We start from the raw sequence: 22259 nt of genomic DNA, 5'->3' as shown, positions 1-22259 counted from the left end.
CGGCTTTCGGTGTCGGCGCAACCACGCAATCAGTGGGCGAACAACGAATTGCCCTTCTGCCCCGCCAGTTTCTCCGGCTTGATCAGGAACCGCGCCAGTGCCGGCAACAGCCACAGCGCACCGAACATGTTCCACAGCAGCATGAAGGTCAGCATCAGCCCCATGTCGGCCTGGAACTTGATGGCCGAGAAGATCCAGGTGCACACGCCGATGGCCAGGCACAGACCGGTGAACAGCACCGCCTTACCGGTGGACTTCAGCGTCTGGTAGTACGCCTCTTGCAGCGGCAGGCCGGCACGCAGAAAGCTTTCCAGGCGGCTGTAGATGTAGATGCCGTAGTCCACGCCAATCCCCACCCCGAGCGCCACGACCGGCAGGGTCGCCACTTTCACGCCGATGCCCATGAAGGCCATCAGGGCGTTGCCGAGTACCGAGGTCAGCACCAGCGGCAGCACGATGCACAAGGTCGCCGCCCACGAACGGAAGGTGATCATGCACATGACCGCCACACAGATGTACACAAGGATCAGGATGGTCAGCTCGGACTTCTTGATCACCTCGTTGGTGGCCGCCTCGATCCCGGCGTTACCGGCAGCGAGGATGAACTCCAGGCCATCCTTGTTGTTTTCCTTGGCGAACTCCTGCACCGCATGCACCGCACGATCCAGGGTCTCGGCCTTGTGATCGTTGAGGAACACCAGCACCGGCGCCAGGGAACAGCTGTTGTTGTACAGGCCGTCAGCGCGGGCAATGGAGTTGTTCAGCACGTCAGGGTTACGCGACAGGGTCTCCCATTTCAGGTTGCCCTCGTTCATGCCCTTGATCATTTGCTTGGACACGGTCACCAGGGAAATCGCCGACTGCACGCCCTCGGTGTTCTGCATCTTCCACATCAGCTCGTCGATCGGCCCCATGGCTTCGTAGCGCGAGCAGCCTTCGGACTTGGTCTTGACCATCACCACCAACACGTCGGAGCTGGTGGAGTAGTTGTTGATGATGAAGTTGTTGTCCTTGTTGTAGCGCGAGTCCGGACGCAGCTCCGGGGCACCCTGGTCGAGGTCGCCGATTTTCAGGTTCTGGCTGTACCACAGGCCACCGCCAAAGGCGATCAGTGCCAGCAGAATGGAAACCGGGGCCACTTTCGCGCTGGCAAAGTTCGACAGCAGGCGCCAGAACGGATGCTCGCGAGTCGCGTCTTTCTTGCTGCGGTCGACGGCACGCTTGCTGATGCCGACATAGGAAATCGCCACCGGCAGCAGGATCAGGTTGGTGAACACGATCACCGCCACACCGATGGATGCGCCGATGGCCAGTTCACGGATCACACCGATATCGATGATCAGCAGCGTGATGAAACCCACGGCATCGGCGAGGATCGCGATCATCCCCGGCAGGAACAATTGACGGAACGTACGGCGCGCCGCCGTCAGGGCGTTGTCCGCCTCGCTCGATTGCAGGGCGATCCCGTTGATCTTCTGCACGCCGTGGGAAATACCGATGGCGAAGATCAGGAACGGCACCAGCATCGAATACGGGTCGAGCCCGAAGCCGAAGAAGTGCATCAAGCCTAGCTGCCAGACCACTGCCACCAGCGTCGTGCTCAACACGGCGACAGTACTGCGCAGGCAGTTGGTGAACCACAACAGGAGGATCAGGGTGATGACGAAGGCGACGCCGAAGAACATCACCACCATCACCAGGCCGTCGATCAGGTCACCGACTTTCTTGGCGAAACCGACGATGTGGATCTTCACGTTCGGGTTCTGCGCTTCGAACTTGGTGCGGATCTTGTCTTCAAGCTCGTGGGAGAACTGGCGATAGTCCAGCGCCAGCAGCTTGCCCTGGTCCTGCGGGTCCGGGTAGGACTCCAGCAAAGGAATGTCGACGATGCTCGACTTGAAGTCGTTGGACACCAGCCGCCCGACCTGGCCGGACTTGAGCACGTTGTTGCGCAGCAAGTCGAGGCTGGCCTGGGAGCCGTTGTAGCTCTGCGGAATCACTTCACCGCCGGCGAAGCCCTCTTCGGTCACTTCGGTCCAGCGAACGCTCGGACTCCACAGCGACTTGAGGCCGGAACGGTCGACACCGGAGATGTAGAACACCTCGTCGTTGATCTGACGCAGGGTCTCCATGTACTCCTTGGAGAAGATGTCGCCATCGGTGGCTTCCACCGAAATCCGCACCGTGTTACCCAGGTTCGCCAGATCGTTGCGGTGCTCCATCATCTTCTGGATGAAGGGATGCTCCAGCGGGATCATTTTTTCGAAACTGGTGGACGGACGAATCAGCGTCGCCTGCCAGAACAGGAAAATACTGACCAGCAGACAGATCGTGATCACTGCCGGGCGGTTGTTGAAGATCAGGCGCTCGAGGAACGTCGCCTTGTCCTGATGATGAGTACTCAAGGAAGTCATAGCTCCGCCTTCTTATTATTAACCCGGCTCATTTACCCGACTCGGTGCCGTTTGGCGAGGTGACGCGAACGCCACCCTGCCCGGCCAGAACCAGATTGCCATTGCCTGCCGCCGTCACTGCCGAGACCGAAATACGGTCCGGACGGTTGACCACCTTGAAGGTTTCTCCATTGTCGCTGCTGCGAATCACCGAGCCGCCGTTGCCGACGATCACGATGGAACCATCGTCGAGCAGCGTGCCACCGGACAGCCCGAACTCCAGGTCGCCACGTTCAGCCTTGAGCTCGACTTGCTCCCAGTTGCTGCCGAAATCCGTGGAACGGTAAAGGTTGCCACGCAGTCCGTAGGCCAGCAGCGTATTGGGCTGCGCGGTGCCGATCACGCCAAACAGCGAGCCTTCGTACGGACCTTCGAGTTTCTCCCAGGTCTGGCCCCAGTCCGCGGAACGGAACATGCTGCCCTGCTCGCCGACGATGAACAACCCGGCGTCCTTGACCGCAGCGATCGAATTCAGGTGGTACTGGTCTTCGTTGTCCAGGCGGTCGCTGGCGTCTTCCCAATGCTTGCCACCGTCGGTGGTTTCCATCAGCGAGCCATAAGCGCCCACGGCAAAGCCGCTGTCGACGTCCTTGAACCAGACATCGAGCAGCGGCGATTCGCGTGTCAGATCTTCGAATTGCTTGGTCCAGGTCGCGCCGCCGTCGTCACTGGCGAGGATCTGCGCGTCATGGCCGACGGCCCAGCCGTGCTTGTCATCGATGAAAAACACCGACGTCAGCAGGGCCCGGGTCGGGACCTTGGCCTGGGTCCAGGTAGCGCCCTGGTCATCGGAATACAGGATATGCCCACGATCCCCGACCGCCACCAGGCGCTTGCCGGCGTGGACGACATCGAGCATCAGGCTTTTGGCAGCCTTGGCCGATTCAATGGAATAAACAACATCGGATGCTGGCGCCGCCGCGGCCAGCGCAGGCGCCGACAGCATGGCAGAGCCCAACAGCGAGAGCGCTGTGGCCAGCAACGCGAATTTGCGTAATGCCGGCGGGCGGCAGATACCCACACCCATGACAGGCTCACTCATAGACCTTCTCCCATTATTATTGTTAGGTCGTTCAACCTTTCTGGGCGCCGCAAGGGTGCGTGTCTGGACTGGCTGTTTCAGAGCATAATCCTGAAACCCGCAATCCAGAGCCCCTTCGGAAGCTGGCTTATCCTATCGGTGTTTTTTCATGTCTGACAATCGACGCCACGTTATGTTTTGTTAACCGGGGGGGGGATGGGGGGTTGTTCTGAATGGTTGGGTATCAGGTGGGGTGATTGGGGTTTTGGGTTTTGGGGTTTGGTGTTTGGTGTTTGGTGTACATATCCGTTGCTGCGGTTACGGCCGCTATTGGTTCCGCCCTTACGGCGGGTTACTTGGAAAAGCCCCAAGTAACCAAGGGCTCTTGCCCCTGACGTTCGGTGCCTCGCCTAGGCTCGGCATGCCCTCGCTCCGGTCCTGCTCCGTGGGCCCGCCGCCATCGGCCATCCATGGCCGGGGGCGGCTAACCCGGCATCCATGCCGGGTTGCCCACTGCGCAGAACCTCCACTCGGCCTCACGAGGGGGCAAGAAGATCAAAAGCCAAAGCAAAAGCGAGGCGGCCTACCGGCCGGCCTGTTTGCTGGGTTCGTTCGTCTGTGAGAATTGAGTAGGCTGATAGGCCGTCATCGCGAGCAAGCTCGCTCCCACAGGTATCGAGTACATCTGCAAGATTTCGGTCGGCTGGCAGGCCGCTTTCGCGAGCAGGCTCGCTCCCACAGGTACTCAGTACATCTGAAAGATTTCGATCGGCTGGCAGGCCGCCATCGCGAGCAGGCTCGCTCCTACAGAAGAGCAAAGGCAAAGTGGCGTACACCCACGCTCCTCACCACTCATCAGGCCGAGCGTTAGCTCGCCTGCAGCTTTTGATCTTGATCCACCCGCCCCCTCGGCAGGCTGAGCGGAGGCGTTCATCCGGGGGTAGGCGCGCAGCGCCGTTCGGCGCAGCCGAACACATCGAGAGGAGGTCGAGCGAAGCCGACCGGAGGCGATGCCCCCGGATGAATGCCGGAGCGAAGGAACCCCGAGCCCAAGCGAGGGGCCGTACGTTCGGGGCGAGCGTTTTTTTGCTTACTTTTTTTAGGCGCTTGTAAAAAAAGTAAGTCGCCGTAAGGGCGAAACCGCCAGCCGCCGTTACCGCAGGAATGGATATGTACTCAATCAACCAAGAACCTGGTCGGCCCGAAGGCCGCCAAGTTCAAAAGCCAAGATCAAGCCAAACTCTTGCTGACCACTTCAAACACATCACTGGACAACTGCCCCGAAGCCCGAATCCGCTCCAGCTCCCCCTTCATCAAAACCTGACGAGCACTGTCGTACTTGCGCCAGCGAGTCAAAGGCGCCAACTGACGAGAAGCAATCTGCGGATTAAAACCATTCAACTCAATCACCAGATCTGCCAGGAAGCGATACCCGGAACCATCAGCGGCATGGAAGTTGATCAAGTTCTGCCCGGCAAACGCACCGATCAGTGCCCGCACCTTGTTCGGGTTCTTGATGTTGAACGCCGGGTGCTGCATCAACGCCTTGGTCCGTGCCAGACCACCGGGCAACACGCTGCCGGCCTGCACGCTGAACCACTGGTCCATCACCAGCGGATTGTCCTTGAAGTGTTCGGCGAAGCTGGTCAGCGCCTTGGCCTTCTCGGCTTCGAACGATGAATTGACCAACACGGCAAGTGCGGTCAGACGCTCGGTCATGTTGTCGCACGAATCGAACTGCTCCAGAGTCGCCGCCACAACTTCCGGCTTGCCGCTGAGCATCAGGTACGACAGCGCAATGTTCTGCAACGCGCGGCGAGCGAAGTGCTCAGCTTCGGCCACGTACGGCGTCTGCTTCGACAACTCGCGGTTGGCCTGGTAACGCAGCCACAGGCCTTCGAACAACGCATCGGCCAGTTGCTTGCGGGCAAACTCGCGAGCCGTATGAATCGCTTCGACATCCGCCACTTCGCTGATCTCGGTCAGGTACGCCTCGCTTGGCAGCGAGAGCATTTCTGCGACCATGGCCTGATCCAGCGACTCATCCGAAAGCACCGTGCGCAGCGCCGACACCAGACGCTGATCGAGTACCAGCGCTTCACCCTTCTGCTGCTGGGCGATCAACTCTTGCAGCACCTGCACCGACAATTGCTGGCCGGCATCCCAGCGGTTGAAGCCGTCGCTGTCGTGCTGCATCAGGAACATCAACTGGTCACGGTTGTACGGGAAGCTCAGCTTCACCGGCGCCGAGAAGCCGCGCAACAACGAAGGCAACGGTTGTTCGGCGATGTCGACGAAGGTGAAAGTCTGCTCGGCTTCGGTCACCGAAATGACCCGCGAGGTGCCTTGCGCGGCGGCTTCACCGGACAAACGCAGGGCAATCGCCGCGCCTTTGGAATCCAGCAGGCCCAGTTCGACCGGGATCACGAACGGCAGTTTTTCAACCTTGTCCGGGGTTTCCGGGCAGCTCTGGCGGAAGGTCAGGCTGTAGGTTTTCGCCGCCGCATCAAAGGACTCGCTCACCGCCAGACGCGGTGTACCGGCCTGGCTGTACCAGCGCTTGAACTGGGTCAGGTCAACGCCATTGGCATCTTCCATGGCCTTGATGAAGTCATCGCAGGTCACGGCCTGGCCGTCGTGGCGTTCGAAGTACAGGTCGCTGCCTTTGCGGAAGCCTTCGGCACCGAGCAAGGTGTGGATCATGCCGACCACTTCCGAGCCTTTCTCGTACACAGTCAAGGTGTAGAAGTTGGAAATCTCGATGAAGCTGTCCGGGCGCACGGCGTGGGCCATGGGGCCCGCGTCTTCGGCGAACTGGTGGGTGCGCAGGTATGCCACGTCCTGGATACGCTTGACCGTGGCCGAGTTCATGTCCGAGGAGAAACCGGCATCGCGGAATACCGTGAAGCCTTCCTTGAGCGACAGCTGGAACCAGTCACGGCAGGTCACGCGGTTGCCCGACCAGTTGTGGAAGTATTCGTGGGCGACGATCGCTTCGACCCGTTGATGCGCGGCGTCGGTGGCGGTTTCGGCCTTGGCCAGCACGGCGCTGGAGTTGAAGATGTTGAGGCCCTTGTTCTCCATGGCACCCATGTTGAAGTCATTCACGGCGACGATCATGAAGATGTCCAGATCGTACTCGCGACCGTAGACCTCTTCGTCCCAGCGCATGGATTTCTTCAGGCTGTTCATCGCGTGCTGGCACTTGTCGATGTTTTCCGGCTCGACGTAAATGCGCAGCGCCACGTTGCGCTCGCTCATGGTGGTGAAGCTGTCTTCGACGCACCACAGATCACCGGCCACCAGCGCAAACAGGTACGCCGGCTTCTTGAACGGGTCTTCCCAGGTCGCCCAGTGCCGGCCTTCTTCACCGGGACCGGAAGCGATCGGGTTGCCGTTGGACAGCAGCACCGGATAGCTGTGTTGTTCGGCGACGACCGTGGTGGTGAAGGTGCTCATCACGTCCGGGCGGTCGAGGTAATAGGTGATCTTGCGAAATCCTTCGGCCTCGCATTGGGTGCAGAACATCGTGCCGGACTTGTACAGGCCTTCCAGCGCGGTGTTGGTTTCCGGGTGGATCCGGACGCTGGTATCGACCGTGAAGGTGGTGCTGGTCGGGTGCAGGGTCAGGTGATTCTCGGTCAGCTGATACTGCGCCTCGGAAAGCTCCTGGTCAGCCAGAGTGACCGACAGCAGTTCCAGCTGCTGGCCGTCGAGCACCAGCGGCGGCAGGCCCGGGCCACGCTCGGGGTTGCGGCGCATCACCAGTTGCGCATGGACCAGGCTGTGGTCCTCATACAACTCGAAGGTCAGGTGCGTTTCGTCGATCAGGTACTCGGGTGCCTGATAGTCCTTGAGGTAGATCATCTTCGGTTGTTCGGTGCGCATGCTGGAGTCCTTACTGATGCACGGCGAGCTGGTAAGCCGTGTATTTACGAATATTGATCACGCCGGTATCGAAGATCAGGTATTGGCCCTTGACCCCCATCAGCGTGCCTTCGGCAATCGGGTTCTTGTCCAGGTTGAAGCTGACGATCTTCGCCGGGTACTGCTCGACCGGGTAGCGGATTTCCAGCGGTTCGACATCGGTCACCGGCTGGATCGCCTGCAAGCCAAATCGCTGCTGCAACCCGAGCAAGCCTTCAGCGCAGCTGTCGAACAGTCGATCGCGGACCTCGGCCAGGTTCACCGCCGCCGCATCGCCCTTGAGCAAAGCACGCCAGTTGGTCTTGTCGGCCACCTGGCTGCGGAACAGATCCTCGACGAAACCGGACTGCTGGCGGGTCGATACGCGCATGATCGGCAAGGCCTGACTCGCACCCTGGTCGAGCCAGCGGGTCGGCAGCTGGGTAGCACGGGTAATCCCGACTTTGACCCCCGACGAGTTGGCCAGGTACACCACGTGGTCGGTCATGCAGAACTTCTCGCCCCACTCAGGTTCCCGGCAGGTGCCGGCATCGAAGTGGCAACGCTCCGGGCTCATGATGCACACGTCACACTGGGCCAGCTTGGTCATGCACGGGTAGCAGTAACCCTGGCTGAAACTGGTTTTGGTCTTGCGTCCGCAATGGACGCAGTGGATCGCACCCAGGTATTCCAGGCGCACCGTGGTGCCGATCAACGGATTGACCGGGACCTCGGTTTCGCCCAGACGGAAAGCGTATTGCACGTTAGGCCCGTCCAGGCGCGCCGACATTTTGCTGATTGCACCGCGGCCAATCTCGATCAATGGATGGCATCCGACTTGAACAGGATATTCGGCACTTGAATCGACTTCGAGCTGCATTCCTGCGGGCCCATGTAGCCGGTGCGCTGGTCCTCGGGCAGGTTCTGGATTTCCCAGGCGATCATCGCCTGCAGCGACAGCTCGCGTTGTTCGGCGGTGAGCTTGCCACCGTCGGACCATTTGCCGATTTCCACGGCCAGTTTCAGGCTCTCGTAGATATCAGGGGTGATGTTGTTGATCATTTCGTTAAAAGAGGACATTGGGTCTCCGTCTCTTTGTTGCGTGTTCTAAATTAGGCGGTCAGTTTACGGCGGTTATACAAACCGCCCAACAAACCGGTAAAGCATCCGATGAGTAACCCGCTGACGTGGGCCGCGTTGGCGATTTCGCCGAAGCCGATCATCGACACCAGCCCGGACAGGCACAGCAGCAACCACACCAGCATCATCACCAGCACGCCGCGCGGCAGGCGATAAGCCGGGTTCGGTGCCAGCAACTGGAAGATCCAGCAATGCCCGAGCAGGCCGTACAGTACGCCGGACAAACCGCCGAACAAGGTCGGGCCGCTGAACAAATACTGGGCGAAGTTGGACACCAGGCTGAACAGCAGGGTCAGGCCGATCAGGTTGATACTGCCCTGGCGCGACTCGATACGCCGCCCCAGTTCCCAGTACCACATACCGTTCATCGCCAGGTGCAGGATACCGAAGTGGATTAGCATCGGCGTGACCAGGCGCCACCACTGCCCCGCCGCCAGGCTGTCGGCCAGTGGCGTGAAGTGGAGGTACTCGCCGACCACGCGGAATTCGAGGAAGGTCAGCCAGCGCATCGTTTCAAGGTTGTCACCCAGCAAGGTGATCGCGCCGACGATCATGCTCAGCAGCAATACCAGCGCGGTGGCCCTGGCGTATTTCAACTGCTCGACGAACCCCGGACGGTTGACGGTTTGCGCCAGCGGAATGTCCAGTTGCTGATCGGGATCGCCCGCCGGAAAACGTTCGTACAGCGCACGCACGTCTTCGCTGATGTTGTCCGGTACCCATAACACCTGCTCGCCAGCTTCCTCGCTGACCCGGTGGGGCACTTGCATGCGCTTGAGCAGGGTGACGAACCCGCTCAAGTCCACCGCCAGGGGCAGACGCAATACCGCTACAGCACTCATTGCAGCACCTCCGGCCGCTCGACATCGACCCAGACGAATTTTTGCGGATCCAGGCGGGTTTCCTGATCCAGTCGGTAGGCAACCAGTTTGCCGTACAGCACCGCGCTGTAATCCAGGCAGGCCAGGTTCGGCCGGATCGGTGCCGGCTTGCCGCTGCGCCAGTAATGGCCAACGAACAACAGCGGCTCATCGATGCCGTAGCGCAGCAAACTGTTCTTTTCGGTGGACGTCAGCGGCGTCCGGGCCACGGGTTCCGGCAGTGCATCCGGCTGGAACACGATGTCGCCGTAGGTTTTCGGATCGTCTTCCCAGAACTTGGTCCGGAAGAACGAACGCACCAGGCCGTCGCCGCTGGTCATGGTCAGGCCATGGGGCAAGCGCATATCCGTGCCGCGCAGCAGCCGGTCGAATACGGTGCAGGCAAAAGAGCCCGACTCCGCCGACGCCTGGAGAAAATGCTCATCGACGCAACCGTTGGGGAACAACGCCCGCAGCGGCTCGATCAGCCCGGCGTCCCAACAGGCGTGGACCACGCGAAAACGCCCGGCATCGACGAACAATGGCAGCTTATAGAACCATTGCTGGAAGTCATGCCAGTCACCCGGATGGTGTTCGAACTGGGTCAGGGTTTCGTGCAGCAGGCGGGCATGGCGCGGCGTGTGCTCGCGCACGAACTGCTTGCCGCTGCCGGGCAGCGCCGGCGTGCTCCAGCCCAGCGCATTGAACTCGTGGTTGCCCATGATGCACAGCGCCTGACCGGCCTCGACCATGTCGTGGACGATATGCAGCGCCTCGCGAATACGCGGGCCGCGGTCGATGATATCGCCGACGAACACCGCCATGCGCGAGGCATGCCGCCAGACGCCACCCTGCTTGTGATAACCGAGTCGGTCGAGCAAGTGCTCCAGGGTCAGAGCGCAACCGTGCACGTCACCGATCAGGTCGTAGCTACGCGCGGGATCGAGCATCAGTCGCCTCCACCCCCCAACTTGCTGCCCCAGCCGAGCTTGGTCCGGCAGACTTCATAGTAGTTGTGGTCCAGCGGGTGAATCAGCCGCAGTTTCTGGGCTTTCTTACTGACGGTAATGGTGTCGCCCGGCGCGCAGGTGAAGTGGTTCTGCCCGTCGCACGAAACTTGCGGGTAAATCTGCATATCCTTGGACACGACGATTTTCAGCTCACTGTTGCCATCGACCACGATGGGTCTACCTGACAAGGTATGGGGGTACATCGGCACAATCACAATAGCGTCGAGCTTGGGATGCATGATCGGCCCGCCGGCGGACAACGCGTAGGCGGTAGATCCGGTCGGCGTCGCGACGATCAGGCCGTCGGCCTTCTGGCTGCAGACGAACTGGCCGTCGATGTACAGCTCGAATTCGATCATTCGCGTGGATTTGCCAGGGTGCAGCACCACATCGTTCAGTGCGTCACCCTGGCCGATGGCCTCGCCGTGACGACGGACTTCGGCCTGCAACAGGAAGCGGTTTTCCACCAGATAGTGGCCGTCCAGCACTTCGGCGACCTTGGTTTCCAGCTCATCGGGACGGATGTCGGTGAGGAAACCCAGGCTGCCACGGTTGATGCCGAGCACCGGAATATTGTGCTTGGCCAGCGCCCGGGCGGCGCCAAGCAGGCTGCCATCACCACCGACCACGATGACCATGTCGCAGACTTCGCCGAGCATCTTGCGCGACGAGGTTTGCAAGCCGTGCCCTGGCAGCACTTCGGCGATGGTGTCTTCGAGGATCACGTGCAGGTGACGATCGAGCAGAAACCGTTTCAGTCGGCGGACGGTATCCAGCACCTGGGAACTGCCCAGGCGACCGATGATGCCGATATTGCGAAATTGCTCCATGGGGCTCCTGCGGGGATCTGCGTGGCGGCGAAAACCACGATTATGGGCGAAAGCCGTCCGTAGACAAAATCCTTTCAGCTTCAAGGGTGTGCCCGGGTTTCGGGCTATGCTCGCAAGATGATGCTATTTCCGGATTTGCTCCACCTGCCCCATCAGTTACGCCATCCCGAAGTGCGTGACCTGGCGTGGGTCATCCTCGCGCCGCCCATGCTGGACGATACCCCGTGGCCGCAGCGCCACCCGCTGGCCGGCAGCGACTGGGTGCAGGCACCGGATCGGCTGGAGCATTGGCTGCGGCAGCTGGATCGGGACAGTTATGGCTTGCTGCACTGGCTCGCCCAGGCCCGGACCCGGCGCCTGGGCCTGTATTACGAACGCCTCTGGCAATTCGCCGTGCAGCATGCGCCGAGCATAGAACTGATTGCCGCCAACCTGCCGATTCGCCGCGAGGGGCACACCCTGGGTGAACTGGACATGCTGCTGCGCGACCGCGACGGCGTGCATCACCTGGAACTGGCGATCAAGCTCTACCTCGGCCCGCAATCCGGCGACGGACACGACACCGCCCAATGGTTGGGCCCGGGCTGCCACGACCGGCTCGACCGCAAGCTGGCGCACCTGAGCCAGCATCAATTGCCGATTTCCGCACGCCCCGAGAGCCGTGAAGTGCTGGCGGCGCTGGATATCCAGGCGTTCAGCGCGCATTTGTGGCTGGGGGGTTACTTGCTGTACCCCTGGCCCGGACAGGCCGCCCCGCCATCGGGTGCCCATCCGCAGCATTTGCGCGGTCGCTGGTTGCATCAGAAGGATTGGCCGGCGTTATTGGCCCAGAGCCCGCCCGGTCGCTGGCAACCCCTGCCGCGCCACGCCTGGCTGGCGCCGGCGCATTATTCGGCCGAACACACCTGGAACCCGGGACAGATGCAGGCGTGGCTGGATGACCTGGACCCGTTGGCGCCGGCACAACTGCTGGTGCGCCTGACGGAAAATGCCAGCGGCGACTGGGAAGAGGCCGAACGGCTGTTTCTGGTGGCGGATCTTTGGCCGAATGTGCCGGGTAATGCCTGAGTTTTGCCGTGTATGAGCTGGCCCCATCGCGAGCAGGCTCGCTCCCACAGGGAACTTCAGTGGATACAAAACTTGCGTATGACTGAGATCCAATGTGGGAGCGAGCCTGCTCGCGATGGGGCCAACCCGGTCTAAACGGACAACCGCGCCGAATCACATCACAAGCGAATCACATGCCCCTCCACGGGTGGGACCTGGCCATGGACCAAGCGGGAAATGACCCTTTGCGCCGCCTCGTAACCCTGACTTTCAATGACTTCCAGCAAAGGCTTTTCGCTCCCGGTCACTCGCTGGAAAAACCGCACCAACCCTTCGCCGATATGCTGGCTGACCCCTTCCAGCCCCCATTCGGCATTGCGCTTGCGGATCTGGATCGGCGCAAAAAAGAACACCGGTTGCGGCCCTTCGATAGCCGTCAACCGTGGCTCATCGGTACTTTGCGCAGAGCCTGCGAAACAACTGTAGAGCAGGTGCCCGGCAAAGTGCTGGTGGACCTGATCACGTAGATTGAGGTCGCCGGAAAAATCCACGTACAGCGTAGGACGGTCACCGGTGAGGTTGGCCAACTCGGCATAGGGCAGCACGTGTTCGTAACAACCGAGGGTTTCGACAAAGGCTTTGTTGGCGGCGGACGTCAGCGCCACACGCTCCAGTTGCGGATGATTTTCCAGACACACGGCCGTGCCGTAGGCGGTTTTGCTGGAAGCGCTGGAGAACACCAGGCGGGTCGCATCGAAAAACCGATTGTCCTGCAGGAAGTCCGCCAGCATCGATGAGGTCAGAAACAACGGCTTGAGCAATATCTGCAGATTTTCGGTTTCTGGCCTGTAGTACAAATCCCAACTGCAGCGCGTGTATTGGTTGTACGCCGAGGTCAACCCCGACCGGTGTTCGGCGCCATCGTAAAAGCCGCGTTCGGTGACCCGTTCCGGGCGCATCCACAGGTGGCTGGCCAGCGGAAAGTAACCGTAGAAACGTTCGCCCACCTCGATGCCATCCACCATTGATGCAATGACGTCGGCAAACCCCCAGGCCGGAACGTGACCCCAATCCGCCAGGCCTGTAGGAAAGAAACCCCAGTAGTTCATTGAATCGCCATAAGCCGCGTACGTAATGTTGTTGGTGGTCAATGCGCAACGATCAATCTTCAAGATCACCTCGCCGGCTGCCGGGATCAGGCTACGTTGCTCCCGCTCTATCCGGCTCTGGTCCAGGGCGTTTTTACGGGTAATCAGCCGTGTTACCGTGGTGAAATCCTGCATGTTCGGTCTCCTGCTGCGACACAGTGGCGGGTCACTCAAGAGTAATCACAGCCGATGAAGAGTGGGTTCGGAAACACCAAGGGCAGCTCGCCCACCCTCAATTCCCGCGCCAAGCCGCTGAAACGGCCGAGTCAGGCCCGGGCGATTTTCACCGTCGAGGCGATTTACGAGGCTTTTGTTCGGATTTGGCAGCGTGATGGCTGGTCAGGGCTGACCACCCGGGAAGTGGCATTGGAAGCCGGCGTGGCGATTGGCACGCTGTATGACTATTTCCCGAGCAAGGAAGCCCTGCTGTCGGGTTACATCCGGCATCGCCTGGATGTATTGCTGGCGCAAATGGATCAAGACGTCATCCAGCCAACCGACCTGGACTGGCAAACTCGCATCAAGCGTCTTGTGTGCCTGACCTGCGACCCTGACGATGCCCGACAACCCCTGTTCAACCATGCCGTGTCGCTCATCGAGCATCAGATCGCCGAACCCAAGCATCATCGAAGGGTGTACGAGGAACTTTCGCAAAAATGGCGCGAAGCCTTTGCTGCTTGCCGCGATTTGCCGATGCAGCCATCAGCACCGACTATTGAAGCCTGGGTGATCATGGCCTGGGGCGGTCGCCGCTATTGCGTCACAGCGCAACCGGCAGCGGAGCAAACTGCCGCTTGGCTGTCGGAAATGGAAACGATGATTTGTAGCCGGTTATCCAGCGCTTCGTAGGACAAAGCGCTGGCCAATGAACATCAAGCTTTCTTGTGCTGTTCAACCCATTGCCCATAGGCATTGATGAATTTTTGCAGGAACGGCTTGACCGACTCGGACAACCTGCCCGCCTCGTCGAACGCCGAACCGGCGTTCCCCAGATAGGCCTCCGGTTGCTGCATCATCGGCACATTCAGAAACACCATGGATTGACGCAGGTTGTGATTGGCACCAAACCCGCCGACGGCCCCCGGCGAAGCACTGATAACAGCCCCCGGTTTACCGTTCCAGGCACTTTTGCCGTATGGACGCGAGCCGACGTCAATCGCATTCTTCAGCGGCGCCGGCACCGAACGGTTGTATTCCGGGGTCACGAACAACACCGCGTCGGATGAGCTCACCTGTTGTCGGAAAGTGCTGTAGGCTGCCGGCGGTGAAGCGCCATCGATGTCTTCGTTATAGAGCGGCAGATCGCCAATTTCGACGATGTTGAGCTTGAGATTGGCCGGCGCCAGCTCTATCAGGGCCCGTGCGACCTTGCGGTTGATCGATTCCTTTCTCAAGCTGCCGACCACGACGGCGATCGTATAGACGTTGCTCATAAGAGTTTCTCGACTGTCCGATAGGAAGAGCTTGTAGTTATAGATGACGATTCAAGCAGCGGGCGACCGAAAACACCGTCCCTGACTATTTTTTTCCCATAGGAAAACTTACCTCGCCCAAGTACGGTCTACAGTGCCGCAAATTGAGTGATTTATCTCCAGAGGTTCTAAGCAGATGGCAGCAGTACTCGTCGGTCAGTTCCATGCAAGAGACGCGGAGGGCCGTATTTATTCGGTGCACGAGTTCCAGGACTCCACCCCGGCGGCAGACGGTTCAGGGCCTGTCACCACCTACAAGCTGGCCATTGGCGACCGTGTCAACAAGGTCGACGACAATGAATTCATGCTGGTGCAAACCGGCGTGACCATTACCCGCGAACCGCAAACCGTCAGCGTTTCATAACCCGTCGTTATGAGCAGAAGTCATATGCGCGGACTTGGGGTAGGATTCAGCCACTGACTCCTCCACCTGCTGAACATGGACTTCACGCATGCGCTTACGCCATATCGAAGTGATCCAGGCGCTCTTGCAGACCGGTCACCTGGGCACCGCCGCCGAATGGCTGCAGTTGCCGGTGGCCGAAGTCGAGCGCTTGCTGCGCGACGCCGAGGATCAGTTGGGTTTCATGCTGTTCGCCAGCGTTCGCGGACGATTGCAGGCCACCCGCGAAGCGCGGGAATTGCAGGTGGAAATTGCCCGGGTCTACGATGCGCTTGAACCGGTGCAGCGCCTGGCCAACAGCCTCAGGCAATACCTGGCGCCGCCGCTGCGCATCATCTGCACCCCGCCTCTGGCCAACCAATTGTTGCCACACAGCATCGCGGCCCTGCGCCGACGCCTGCCCGATGCGCCTTGCACACTGCTGAGCCAGCCGACCCGCGACATCGTCAGAAGCCTGCTGCTGCGTGACAGCGATCTAGGCCTGAGCCTGCATGACCCCGATCACGCCGACCTCGATTGCCAGGTGATTGCCCAGGGCAAACTTCAGTTGCTCGCTCCCCATGGCTGGCTGCAACCGAAACAGAAATACATTTCACTGCAGGATCTGGCCGGTCAATCAATGATCGGCCTGGAAGGGCACGACCCGTTGAGCCCGGCGCTGGAAAACAAACTGCACGGCTTGCGCCCTGCCCCGGTGATTCAGACCCGGGTCCAGACGCATCAGATGATGCGCAGCATGGTCGAGGCCGGCGAAGGCCTGGCCATCGTCGACCCCTTCACCGCCCTCGGCGCCAAAGCCTCGGGACTGGACGTCTGCCCGCTCGCGCCAGCGGTCCCGATCAGTCTTTACGCCATGACCCTGAAAAACGCCGAACCCTCTCCGGCGGTTCAGGCACTGTTGGCCATCGTCACGGAACAAGCCGCGGCGATGCTGACGAACTGAACGGGTTTTCCAGCGGATTTTCGAACAGTCGATACCAGAACAGCGCCACTTCGGCGGTGTTCGGATCGATGCCGCGATAGCGCAGATGATCGATCCCGCCAATCAAGTAACCACAGCGTTCATAGAGCCTGCAGGCCCCCAGGTTGTTGTTCTGGGTTTCGAGCATGATGCCCGGGAGCTTTTTCTTGCGGCTCCAGAATTGCGCCACATCCAGCAGGGCCTTGGCCACACCATGCCGTCGGGCCGGTGCGTGCACCGCCAATTCATCGATATGGGCAAAGCCGTTCCAGTTGATACTGACCACCAGGTGTCCCACGGGCTGGTCATCCAGATACGCCATGAAAATCGCGCTGTCGGCGCCATCGCGAAAGCTGCTGAATTCCTCGGGGTCGATGCCGTAGCACTTGCGATAAGGCGTGATCGAGGTGACCGGCCACTGTGCCACCGGCTTGCCTATTTCGGCCGCACCGTAGGCCGCGACTTCAAAACTGAAATCACTGCCCCAGATATAGGCGGCAAAACCCTCGTCGGCAACCCGTACCGACAACCCTGGATAATTCGGATTTATAACCGGCTGCATACTGGGAAAGGTCCTCATTCCTTGATGCAATCGACGGTGTAGCACCGTCCACTGCCCTGATCTTCATGTTGCAATCCGTGCACATCAGCAACGAACCCCGGAAAACTGCTATCGAACGTGCGGGCAAATGCCAGGTAATCGATGATCGAGCGGGTTGATTCGGTAAAGCGCTCACCCGGCATGATCAGCGGAATGCCGGGCGGATACGGCACCAGCATCACCGCCGCGATCCGCCCGTCCAGCGCATCGATCGACACGGCTTCGACTTCACCGCGCACCAATTGATCATAGGCGTCCGCCGGCTTCATCGCGACTTCCGGCAGTACGGTGTACATGCGCTTGAGGTGCCTGGCGGTGGCGTTGCTGCGATAACAGGCATGTAACTGATCGCACAGATCACGCAGGCCCATGCCCTGATAGCGCGCGACATTCTCTTGCGCCACACAGGGCAGGCAACTGGCCAGACTGACGTTGGCGTCATAGCTGCGCTTGAACTCCAGCAGTTCGGTGAGCAGCGTGCTCCACTTGCCCTTGGTGATGCCCATGGAGAACAACACCAGGAACGAATACAGCCCGGTCTTCTCGACCACCAGGCCACGCTCCCAAAGGAACTTGCTGACCACTGCCGCCGGAATCCCGCACGCGCTGAGGGCGCCACCGGCCGTCAATCCCGGCATCACCAGCGTGACCTTGATCGGGTCGAGCAACACATAATCGTCGGTCACGCCGCCAAAGCCGTGCCAGTCGGCATCGGGCTGCAGCAACCAGTCCTCGGTGACGACCCGCTCGATGCCTTGTGCCGACGGCGGCTGCCAGATCGAAAACCACCAGTCATCGGCGGCAATGTGCTGGCGCAAATTAGCCAGCGCCCGGCGAAAACTCAGGGCTTCGTCGAACATTTCTTGCAACAGCGAACGCCCGGCCGGCCCTTCCATCATCGCCGACGCCACATCCAGCGAGGCGATGATGCCGTACTGCGGCGAGGTCGAGATGTGCATCATGAAGGCTTCGTTGAAGCGATCCCGGTCCAGTTGCCGCGCACCGCCATCGCGCACGTGAATCATCGATGCCTGACTGAAGGCCGCCAGCAACTTGTGGGTCGAATGGGTAGTGAACACCAACGGGCTGTCTGCATCACGGGACGTGCCCATGCCGTAGCGCCCGGCAAAGAACTCATGAAACGCCGCATAGGCGTACCAGGCCTCGTCGAAGTGCAATACCTCAACGCTATTGCCCAGTTGCTGCCTGATCAGCTCGGCGTTGTAGCAGAGGCCGTCATAGGTCGAATTGGTCACCACCGCGAGCTTGACCTTCGGTGAACGGCCCTTGGTCAGCGGACTGGCGTCGATCTTGGCCTGAATCGATTCGCGGCTGAACTCACTCAGGGGAATCGGGCCGATGATCCCCAGTTCATTACGCTCCGGACACAAGTACAGCGGGATCGCGCCGGTCATGATGATCGAGTGCAGCACCGACTTGTGGCAATTGCGATCCACCAGCACCAGGTCATCGCGGGCGACCACCGAGTGCCAGACAATCTTGTTGGCCGTGGAGGTGCCATTGATCACGAAAAAGGTGTGATCGGCGCCGAAATTGCGTGCCGCGCGGGCCTCGGCTTCAGCCAGGGGGCCAGTGTGATCGAGCAAGGAGCCGAGTTCGGGCACCGACACCGAAAGATCCGAACGCAGGGTGTTTTCCCCGAAAAACTGGTGAAACGCCTGCCCGACCGGACTTTTGTGATACGCCACGCCACCGCCGTGCCCGGGGGTGTGCCAGGAGTAGTTGGAGTCCGCCGTGTGTTGCACCAACGCCTTGAAAAACGGTGGCAGCAGGCCATCGAGGTATTTGCGCGCGGCGCGGGCCACCTGCCGGGCGAGAAAGGGCACGGTGTCCTCAAACAGGTAAAGAATGCCGCGCAACTGATTGAGCTCGGCCATGGCGTCGGCGGGCGCGTTTTCCAGGGTCACTTTTTCGCCCAGGGCGAAGATCGGCAGATCCGGTGCACGCACCCGCGCCAGCCCGATCAGCTCGGCCATGTTTTGTAACAGATGGGAGTGGGTGCTGGCGTCTTCAGAGGCAATCAACATGCAGGACAGGCCATGGTAAGTCGATGCCACCAGCCGGCCTTCGGTGTAGTCCACCGCCGAAACGACGCTGAACCCTTCCTGCTCCAGCTCCCGGGCAATCCCCCGCACACGGTCGCCGGCGACGCTGTCAGCCTTGATGTCGCGATGGACAATCAGGACCGGGAATTTCAAGTCTTTATACATGAGGCTCAGTGTCCTGAGGCGGCAGACCAGAGCCTGCCAATCACCTCAGGGTAGAGTGTTGCAGAGGATGTGGCGAGCGGGATGCCCTGAAATGGGTCACAAGGTGTCCCTTTTTTTGAAAGGGTCAAGCCTGCGCTTCAGCCTCGGCCAGTTGCACCCACAACGCCGGGGCACCCGCGGATTTGCCGATGATTTCCAGGCGCGCCGCGTGGCGGGCCAGGTCGTCTTCGCTGGCGCGGATGATGCGCGTCGGCTGGCGGTCCGCCGGCAAACGACGAATCTCGGTGGCCGAATTGTCCGCCCCTTCACCGGAGCCATTGCCATCGGAGGCGTTGCCGGCCAGGGACAGACTGGTCTGCCCCCCGGTCATGGTCAGGTAGACGTCGGCGAGAATCTCGGAGTCGAGCAAGGCGCCGTGCAGTTCACGACCGGAGTTGTCGACGCCATAGCGTTTGCACAAGGCGTCGAGGCTGTTGCGCTGCCCCGGGTGACGTTCCCGGGCCATCATCAGGGTATCGAGGATCGAGCAGTGCTGCGTGATGTCCGCGCGGTCCTGCTGGCCCATCAGGGCGAATTCGTTGTTGATGAAGCCAACGTCGAACGCCGCGTTATGGATGATCAGCTGCGCGCCCTTGATGAACTCGAAGAACTCTTCGGCCACTTCGGCAAAACGCGGCTTGCCCACGAGGAATTCGTTGGTAATGCCGTGGACGCCAATGGCGCCCTCGTCACTTTCGCGATCGGGTTGCAGGTACACGTGAAAGTGCCGGCCCGTCAGGCGTCGGCCGATCAACTCGACACAACCGATTTCGATAATCCGGTGGCCGTCGGTCACCGGCATGCCGGTGGTTTCGGTGTCGAGTACAACGGATCTGGTGGCCATCAGTGCTCAGCTCTCAATCGGTCAATCGTGCAAAAGCGGCGATGTTAACACGCTCGCCGGGGTCTTTCAGGTGGACCGTGTTGCGCCCTTCGCGAGCCTGCTCGCGAAGGGCCGCAACACGGTGTATCGGTTGAACCGAATCAGCCCTGCTTGTACCCACGCACTTCATCGACGCCACGGTTGGCCAACTGATCGGCCCGTTCGTTGCCGTGATGGCCAATGTGCCCGCGCACCCATTTCCAGGTGACCTTGTGACGGTTGACCTGCTCGTCGAGCAACTTCCACAGGTCAGCGTTTTTCACCGGTTCCTTCGCCGCGGTTTTCCAGCCGCGCTTCTTCCAGTTGTCCATCCACTCGTTGATGCCTTTCATCACGTACTGGGAGTCGGTCACCAGCAGCACCTCGCAAGGACGCTTGAGCTCTTCCAGGCCACGGATCGCGCCCATCAGCTCCATGCGGTTGTTGGTGGTATTGGCCTCGCCGCCCCACAGTTCCTTTTCGACGCCTTTGCACACCAGCAGTGCGCCCCAGCCGCCAGGGCCAGGGTTGCCTTTGCAGGCGCCGTCGGTGAACAGTTCTACGCTATCGCTCATGCCAATCTATCCAGAAAATGCGCTGGCCCGCCGATCGCTGACCGACGACGCCCGAAGCCGGGACATGCCCGGCCGCAAATGAAAAGTGTGTATTACGGTTCGATGTTGCGCCGGTTGACCTTGGCCATCGGCAACGGGATCAGCTTGCCCATTGGCTCGCGCCGCTCCTGACGGACCGGTCGCAGGCCCACCACGATCTTGCGCGCCACCAATAAATAGAAGCCGCCGCCCGACAATTGCCAGTCACCGGCCTTGCGCTCCCAACCGGCCAGGCGGGTCTGCCACGCCGGCGACGCAAGCGGCGGACGATAGCACCCGAAGCGGCGTTTCTCCAGCGCGAAGCCCAGCAGGTTCAGCCAGTCCGCGACCCGTGACGGCGAAATGCAGCGCGCCTTGCGCAGCGCATCCTGGGCAAACACATGCCGCAGGCCCCAACTGCTCCAGGGGTTGATGCCGATGATCAGCAGATGCCCGCCGGGGCGTACGCTGCTTGCCGCCTCGCGGAGCAGACCGTGAGGCGACAGGCAGAAATCCAGGCCATGCTGCAGCACCACCACATCGGCGGCATGTTCGCTCAACGGCCAGGCCTGTTCCTCACAAACGATCTCGACCCCCGGCAACGGCGCGCCAAGGCGCACATTGCGCTGCACCTGGGGAGCCGACGGCGGGGTCTGGGCCGAGGGACCGTAATGCACCAGATAGCCACCAAAGAACCGCCCGAGCTCGTCTTCGAGCATGCGCCGCTCTTCGTCCAGCAGAAATTGCCCGAGGGGACCGGCCAGCCACTCGCGGGCGGCGCTGATCAACGCCAGCCAGTCAGGATCGGCTTGTGCGAACGCTTTATCAGTCATTGCATTCTCCAACGCGCCAGGAAGTTCTAAGATGCGCCAATGTTTTCCGCTTGGCGAATCCGACGATGATACAGATCACTGCCCTGCCCGCCTTCACCGACAACTACATCTGGTTGTTACAAGACCACGGCAGCAAGCGCTGCGCGGTCGTCGACCCGGGTGATGCCGGCCCCGTACAAGCCTGGCTCGCGGCCAATCCGGGCTGGGTACTGAGTGATATTCTGATCACTCATCACCATCATGACCACGTCGGCGGCGTCGAACAGCTGAAAAAAGCGACGGACGCGAAAGTCTATGGTCCGGCCAGCGAAACGATCCCGGCGCGGGACGTTGCGCTCAAGGACAACGACAAAGTCAGTGTGCTCGGCTGCGACTTCGACGTCCTCGCGGTCCCTGGTCACACCCTGGGGCATATAGCCTATTACCATCACGGTTTGCTGTTCTGCGGCGACACACTGTTTGCCGCTGGCTGCGGACGCTTGTTCGAAGGCACGCCACAGCAAATGTACAGCTCGCTGACACGCCTCGCCGGGTTGCCGGATGACACGCTGGTGTACTGCACCCACGAGTACACCCTCGGCAACCTGAAGTTTGCCGCGGCCGTCGAACCGAACAATCCGGACACCGCCGAGCGCCTGGCCAAAGTCGCCCGCCAACGGGAATCCGGGATCATGACGCTGCCCTCGACACTGGCGCTGGAAAAGCTCACAAACCCGTTTTTGCGCTCCGGTGAAACATCCGTTAAAGAAAAAGCGGACGAACGGACCGGCACCGATAACTCGGCGCCCGATATGGTTTTTGCTGCGCTTCGAGCGTGGAAAGACAGGTTCTAAAGCGGCTTCTCAAGAT

At 60.6% G+C, this 22259-nt stretch carries 20 protein-coding genes; 5 read left to right on the top strand and 15 right to left on the bottom strand.

Going from position 1 to position 22259, the window contains the following annotated elements; translation table 11 throughout:
• Positions 1-29: 29 nt before the first annotated feature.
• From AC3IT9_RS13125 to AC3IT9_RS13090, 8 genes are all read right to left on the bottom strand, one after another.
• Positions 30-2414 carry an efflux RND transporter permease subunit gene (locus AC3IT9_RS13125; RefSeq protein ID WP_150756450.1) on the bottom strand — a complete coding sequence of 795 codons (2385 nt, stop codon included), beginning with the start codon at positions 2412-2414 and terminating at the stop codon, positions 30-32.
• 28 nt (positions 2415-2442) lie between these two features.
• Positions 2443-3495 (bottom strand): WD40/YVTN/BNR-like repeat-containing protein, encoded by a 1053-nt coding sequence (locus AC3IT9_RS13120; RefSeq protein WP_150758167.1) that lies wholly within the window; start codon positions 3493-3495, stop codon positions 2443-2445.
• A 1209-nt stretch (positions 3496-4704) separates the two neighbouring features.
• The gene (pepN, locus tag AC3IT9_RS13115; protein ID WP_489273323.1) at positions 4705-7362 is read right to left on the bottom strand and encodes an aminopeptidase N; all 2658 of its coding nucleotides are present in this window, start codon (positions 7360-7362) and stop codon (positions 4705-4707) included.
• Between the two features lie 10 nt (positions 7363-7372).
• Positions 7373-8203 (bottom strand): DUF2797 domain-containing protein, encoded by an 831-nt coding sequence (locus tag AC3IT9_RS13110; RefSeq protein ID WP_150724071.1) that lies wholly within the window; start codon positions 8201-8203, stop codon positions 7373-7375.
• Entirely contained in the window at positions 8200-8460 is a 261-nt protein-coding gene (locus AC3IT9_RS13105; RefSeq protein ID WP_056727623.1) for a YeaC family protein, read from the bottom strand. The genes AC3IT9_RS13110 and AC3IT9_RS13105 overlap by 4 nt, the downstream gene beginning before the upstream one ends.
• A 32-nt stretch (positions 8461-8492) precedes the next feature.
• Positions 8493-9362 (bottom strand): rhomboid family intramembrane serine protease, encoded by an 870-nt coding sequence (locus AC3IT9_RS13100; RefSeq protein ID WP_489273322.1) that lies wholly within the window; start codon positions 9360-9362, stop codon positions 8493-8495.
• Positions 9359-10330: a metallophosphoesterase gene (locus AC3IT9_RS13095; RefSeq protein WP_150724073.1), complete on the bottom strand. Its 972-nt coding sequence runs from the start codon at positions 10328-10330 to the stop codon at positions 9359-9361. Before AC3IT9_RS13095 ends, AC3IT9_RS13100 begins: the two co-directional genes overlap by 4 nt.
• Positions 10330-11220 (bottom strand): NAD(+) kinase, encoded by an 891-nt coding sequence (locus tag AC3IT9_RS13090; protein WP_008016128.1) that lies wholly within the window; start codon positions 11218-11220, stop codon positions 10330-10332. The genes AC3IT9_RS13095 and AC3IT9_RS13090 overlap by 1 nt, the downstream gene beginning before the upstream one ends.
• A 117-nt stretch (positions 11221-11337) precedes the next feature.
• Between AC3IT9_RS13090 and AC3IT9_RS13085 the strand changes: the two genes are divergently transcribed.
• The gene (locus tag AC3IT9_RS13085; protein WP_489273321.1) at positions 11338-12288 is read left to right on the top strand and encodes a DUF1853 family protein; all 951 of its coding nucleotides are present in this window, start codon (positions 11338-11340) and stop codon (positions 12286-12288) included.
• 158 nt (positions 12289-12446) lie between these two features.
• On the opposite strand, the gene AC3IT9_RS13080 is transcribed toward AC3IT9_RS13085, so the two are convergent.
• Positions 12447-13550: a DUF2855 family protein gene (locus AC3IT9_RS13080; RefSeq protein ID WP_489273320.1), complete on the bottom strand. Its 1104-nt coding sequence runs from the start codon at positions 13548-13550 to the stop codon at positions 12447-12449.
• Positions 13551-13604: 54 nt separating this feature from the next.
• On the opposite strand from AC3IT9_RS13080, the gene AC3IT9_RS13075 reads away from it, so the two are divergent.
• Complete coding sequence (locus AC3IT9_RS13075; RefSeq protein ID WP_489273319.1) at positions 13605-14264, top strand: TetR/AcrR family transcriptional regulator; 660 nt, start codon at positions 13605-13607, stop codon at positions 14262-14264.
• A 23-nt stretch (positions 14265-14287) separates the two neighbouring features.
• On the opposite strand, the gene AC3IT9_RS13070 is transcribed toward AC3IT9_RS13075, so the two are convergent.
• Positions 14288-14848 (bottom strand): NADPH-dependent FMN reductase, encoded by a 561-nt coding sequence (locus tag AC3IT9_RS13070; protein WP_150758175.1) that lies wholly within the window; start codon positions 14846-14848, stop codon positions 14288-14290.
• Between the two features lie 175 nt (positions 14849-15023).
• Between AC3IT9_RS13070 and AC3IT9_RS13065 the strand changes: the two genes are divergently transcribed.
• A complete protein-coding gene (locus tag AC3IT9_RS13065) occupies positions 15024-15251 on the top strand; it encodes a hypothetical protein (protein WP_489273318.1) in 228 nt (75 codons plus the stop codon).
• A gap of 88 nt (positions 15252-15339) precedes the next feature.
• A complete protein-coding gene (locus tag AC3IT9_RS13060; protein WP_489273317.1) occupies positions 15340-16233 on the top strand; it encodes a LysR family transcriptional regulator in 894 nt (297 codons plus the stop codon).
• Here the strand turns inward: AC3IT9_RS13060 and AC3IT9_RS13055 are convergent.
• The 5 genes from AC3IT9_RS13055 to AC3IT9_RS13035 form a co-directional block, all read right to left on the bottom strand.
• Entirely contained in the window at positions 16199-16813 is a 615-nt protein-coding gene (locus AC3IT9_RS13055; RefSeq protein WP_150724079.1) for a GNAT family N-acetyltransferase, read from the bottom strand. The two genes, AC3IT9_RS13060 and AC3IT9_RS13055, sit on opposite strands and share 35 nt — an antisense overlap.
• A 14-nt stretch (positions 16814-16827) precedes the next feature.
• Complete coding sequence (locus AC3IT9_RS13050; RefSeq protein WP_150724080.1) at positions 16828-19083, bottom strand: Orn/Lys/Arg family decarboxylase; 2256 nt, start codon at positions 19081-19083, stop codon at positions 16828-16830.
• Positions 19084-19207: 124 nt separating this feature from the next.
• Entirely contained in the window at positions 19208-19966 is a 759-nt protein-coding gene (gene dnaQ, locus AC3IT9_RS13045; RefSeq protein WP_046037200.1) for a DNA polymerase III subunit epsilon, read from the bottom strand.
• Between the two features lie 140 nt (positions 19967-20106).
• On the bottom strand, positions 20107-20559 hold the full coding sequence (rnhA, locus tag AC3IT9_RS13040) for a ribonuclease HI (RefSeq protein WP_007979123.1): 453 nt from the start codon (positions 20557-20559) through the stop codon (positions 20107-20109).
• A 92-nt stretch (positions 20560-20651) separates the two neighbouring features.
• Positions 20652-21410, bottom strand: coding sequence for a class I SAM-dependent methyltransferase (locus tag AC3IT9_RS13035; RefSeq protein ID WP_007988453.1), 759 nt, complete (start codon positions 21408-21410; stop codon positions 20652-20654).
• 65 nt (positions 21411-21475) lie between these two features.
• Between AC3IT9_RS13035 and gloB the strand changes: the two genes are divergently transcribed.
• Complete coding sequence (gene gloB / locus AC3IT9_RS13030; RefSeq protein WP_150724082.1) at positions 21476-22243, top strand: hydroxyacylglutathione hydrolase; 768 nt, start codon at positions 21476-21478, stop codon at positions 22241-22243.
• Positions 22244-22259 lie beyond the last annotated feature (16 nt).

It is taken from the genome of Pseudomonas sp. KH_046_1 (assembly GCF_057839025.1).
The sequence above is the reverse complement of the archived record's forward strand: the minus strand, read 5'-3'. Positions and strand labels throughout refer to the sequence as shown.

Excerpts from the sequence above, each read along its gene's own strand:
- AC3IT9_RS13050 (WP_150724080.1), bottom strand. The coding sequence starts at position 19,083 with ATGTATAAAGACTTGAAATTCCCGGTCCTGATTGTCCATCGCGACATC.
- AC3IT9_RS13065 (WP_489273318.1), top strand. The coding sequence starts at position 15,024 with ATGGCAGCAGTACTCGTCGGTCAGTTCCATGCAAGAGACGCGGAGGGC.
- AC3IT9_RS13035 (WP_007988453.1), bottom strand. The coding sequence starts at position 21,410 with ATGACTGATAAAGCGTTCGCACAAGCCGATCCTGACTGGCTGGCGTTG.
- AC3IT9_RS13055 (WP_150724079.1), bottom strand. The coding sequence starts at position 16,813 with ATGCAGCCGGTTATAAATCCGAATTATCCAGGGTTGTCGGTACGGGTT.
- AC3IT9_RS13105 (WP_056727623.1), bottom strand. The coding sequence starts at position 8,460 with ATGTCCTCTTTTAACGAAATGATCAACAACATCACCCCTGATATCTAC.
- AC3IT9_RS13080 (WP_489273320.1), bottom strand. The coding sequence starts at position 13,550 with ATGCAGGATTTCACCACGGTAACACGGCTGATTACCCGTAAAAACGCC.
- AC3IT9_RS13075 (WP_489273319.1), top strand. The coding sequence starts at position 13,605 with ATGAAGAGTGGGTTCGGAAACACCAAGGGCAGCTCGCCCACCCTCAAT.
- AC3IT9_RS13070 (WP_150758175.1), bottom strand. The coding sequence starts at position 14,848 with ATGAGCAACGTCTATACGATCGCCGTCGTGGTCGGCAGCTTGAGAAAG.
- AC3IT9_RS13060 (WP_489273317.1), top strand. The coding sequence starts at position 15,340 with ATGCGCTTACGCCATATCGAAGTGATCCAGGCGCTCTTGCAGACCGGT.
- AC3IT9_RS13090 (WP_008016128.1), bottom strand. The coding sequence starts at position 11,220 with ATGGAGCAATTTCGCAATATCGGCATCATCGGTCGCCTGGGCAGTTCC.
- AC3IT9_RS13085 (WP_489273321.1), top strand. The coding sequence starts at position 11,338 with ATGATGCTATTTCCGGATTTGCTCCACCTGCCCCATCAGTTACGCCAT.
- rnhA (WP_007979123.1), bottom strand. The coding sequence starts at position 20,559 with ATGAGCGATAGCGTAGAACTGTTCACCGACGGCGCCTGCAAAGGCAAC.
- AC3IT9_RS13095 (WP_150724073.1), bottom strand. The coding sequence starts at position 10,330 with ATGCTCGATCCCGCGCGTAGCTACGACCTGATCGGTGACGTGCACGGT.
- pepN (WP_489273323.1), bottom strand. The coding sequence starts at position 7,362 with ATGCGCACCGAACAACCGAAGATGATCTACCTCAAGGACTATCAGGCA.
- gloB (WP_150724082.1), top strand. The coding sequence starts at position 21,476 with ATGATACAGATCACTGCCCTGCCCGCCTTCACCGACAACTACATCTGG.
- AC3IT9_RS13100 (WP_489273322.1), bottom strand. The coding sequence starts at position 9,362 with ATGAGTGCTGTAGCGGTATTGCGTCTGCCCCTGGCGGTGGACTTGAGC.
- AC3IT9_RS13125 (WP_150756450.1), bottom strand. The coding sequence starts at position 2,414 with ATGACTTCCTTGAGTACTCATCATCAGGACAAGGCGACGTTCCTCGAG.
- dnaQ (WP_046037200.1), bottom strand. The coding sequence starts at position 19,966 with ATGGCCACCAGATCCGTTGTACTCGACACCGAAACCACCGGCATGCCG.
- AC3IT9_RS13120 (WP_150758167.1), bottom strand. The coding sequence starts at position 3,495 with ATGAGTGAGCCTGTCATGGGTGTGGGTATCTGCCGCCCGCCGGCATTA.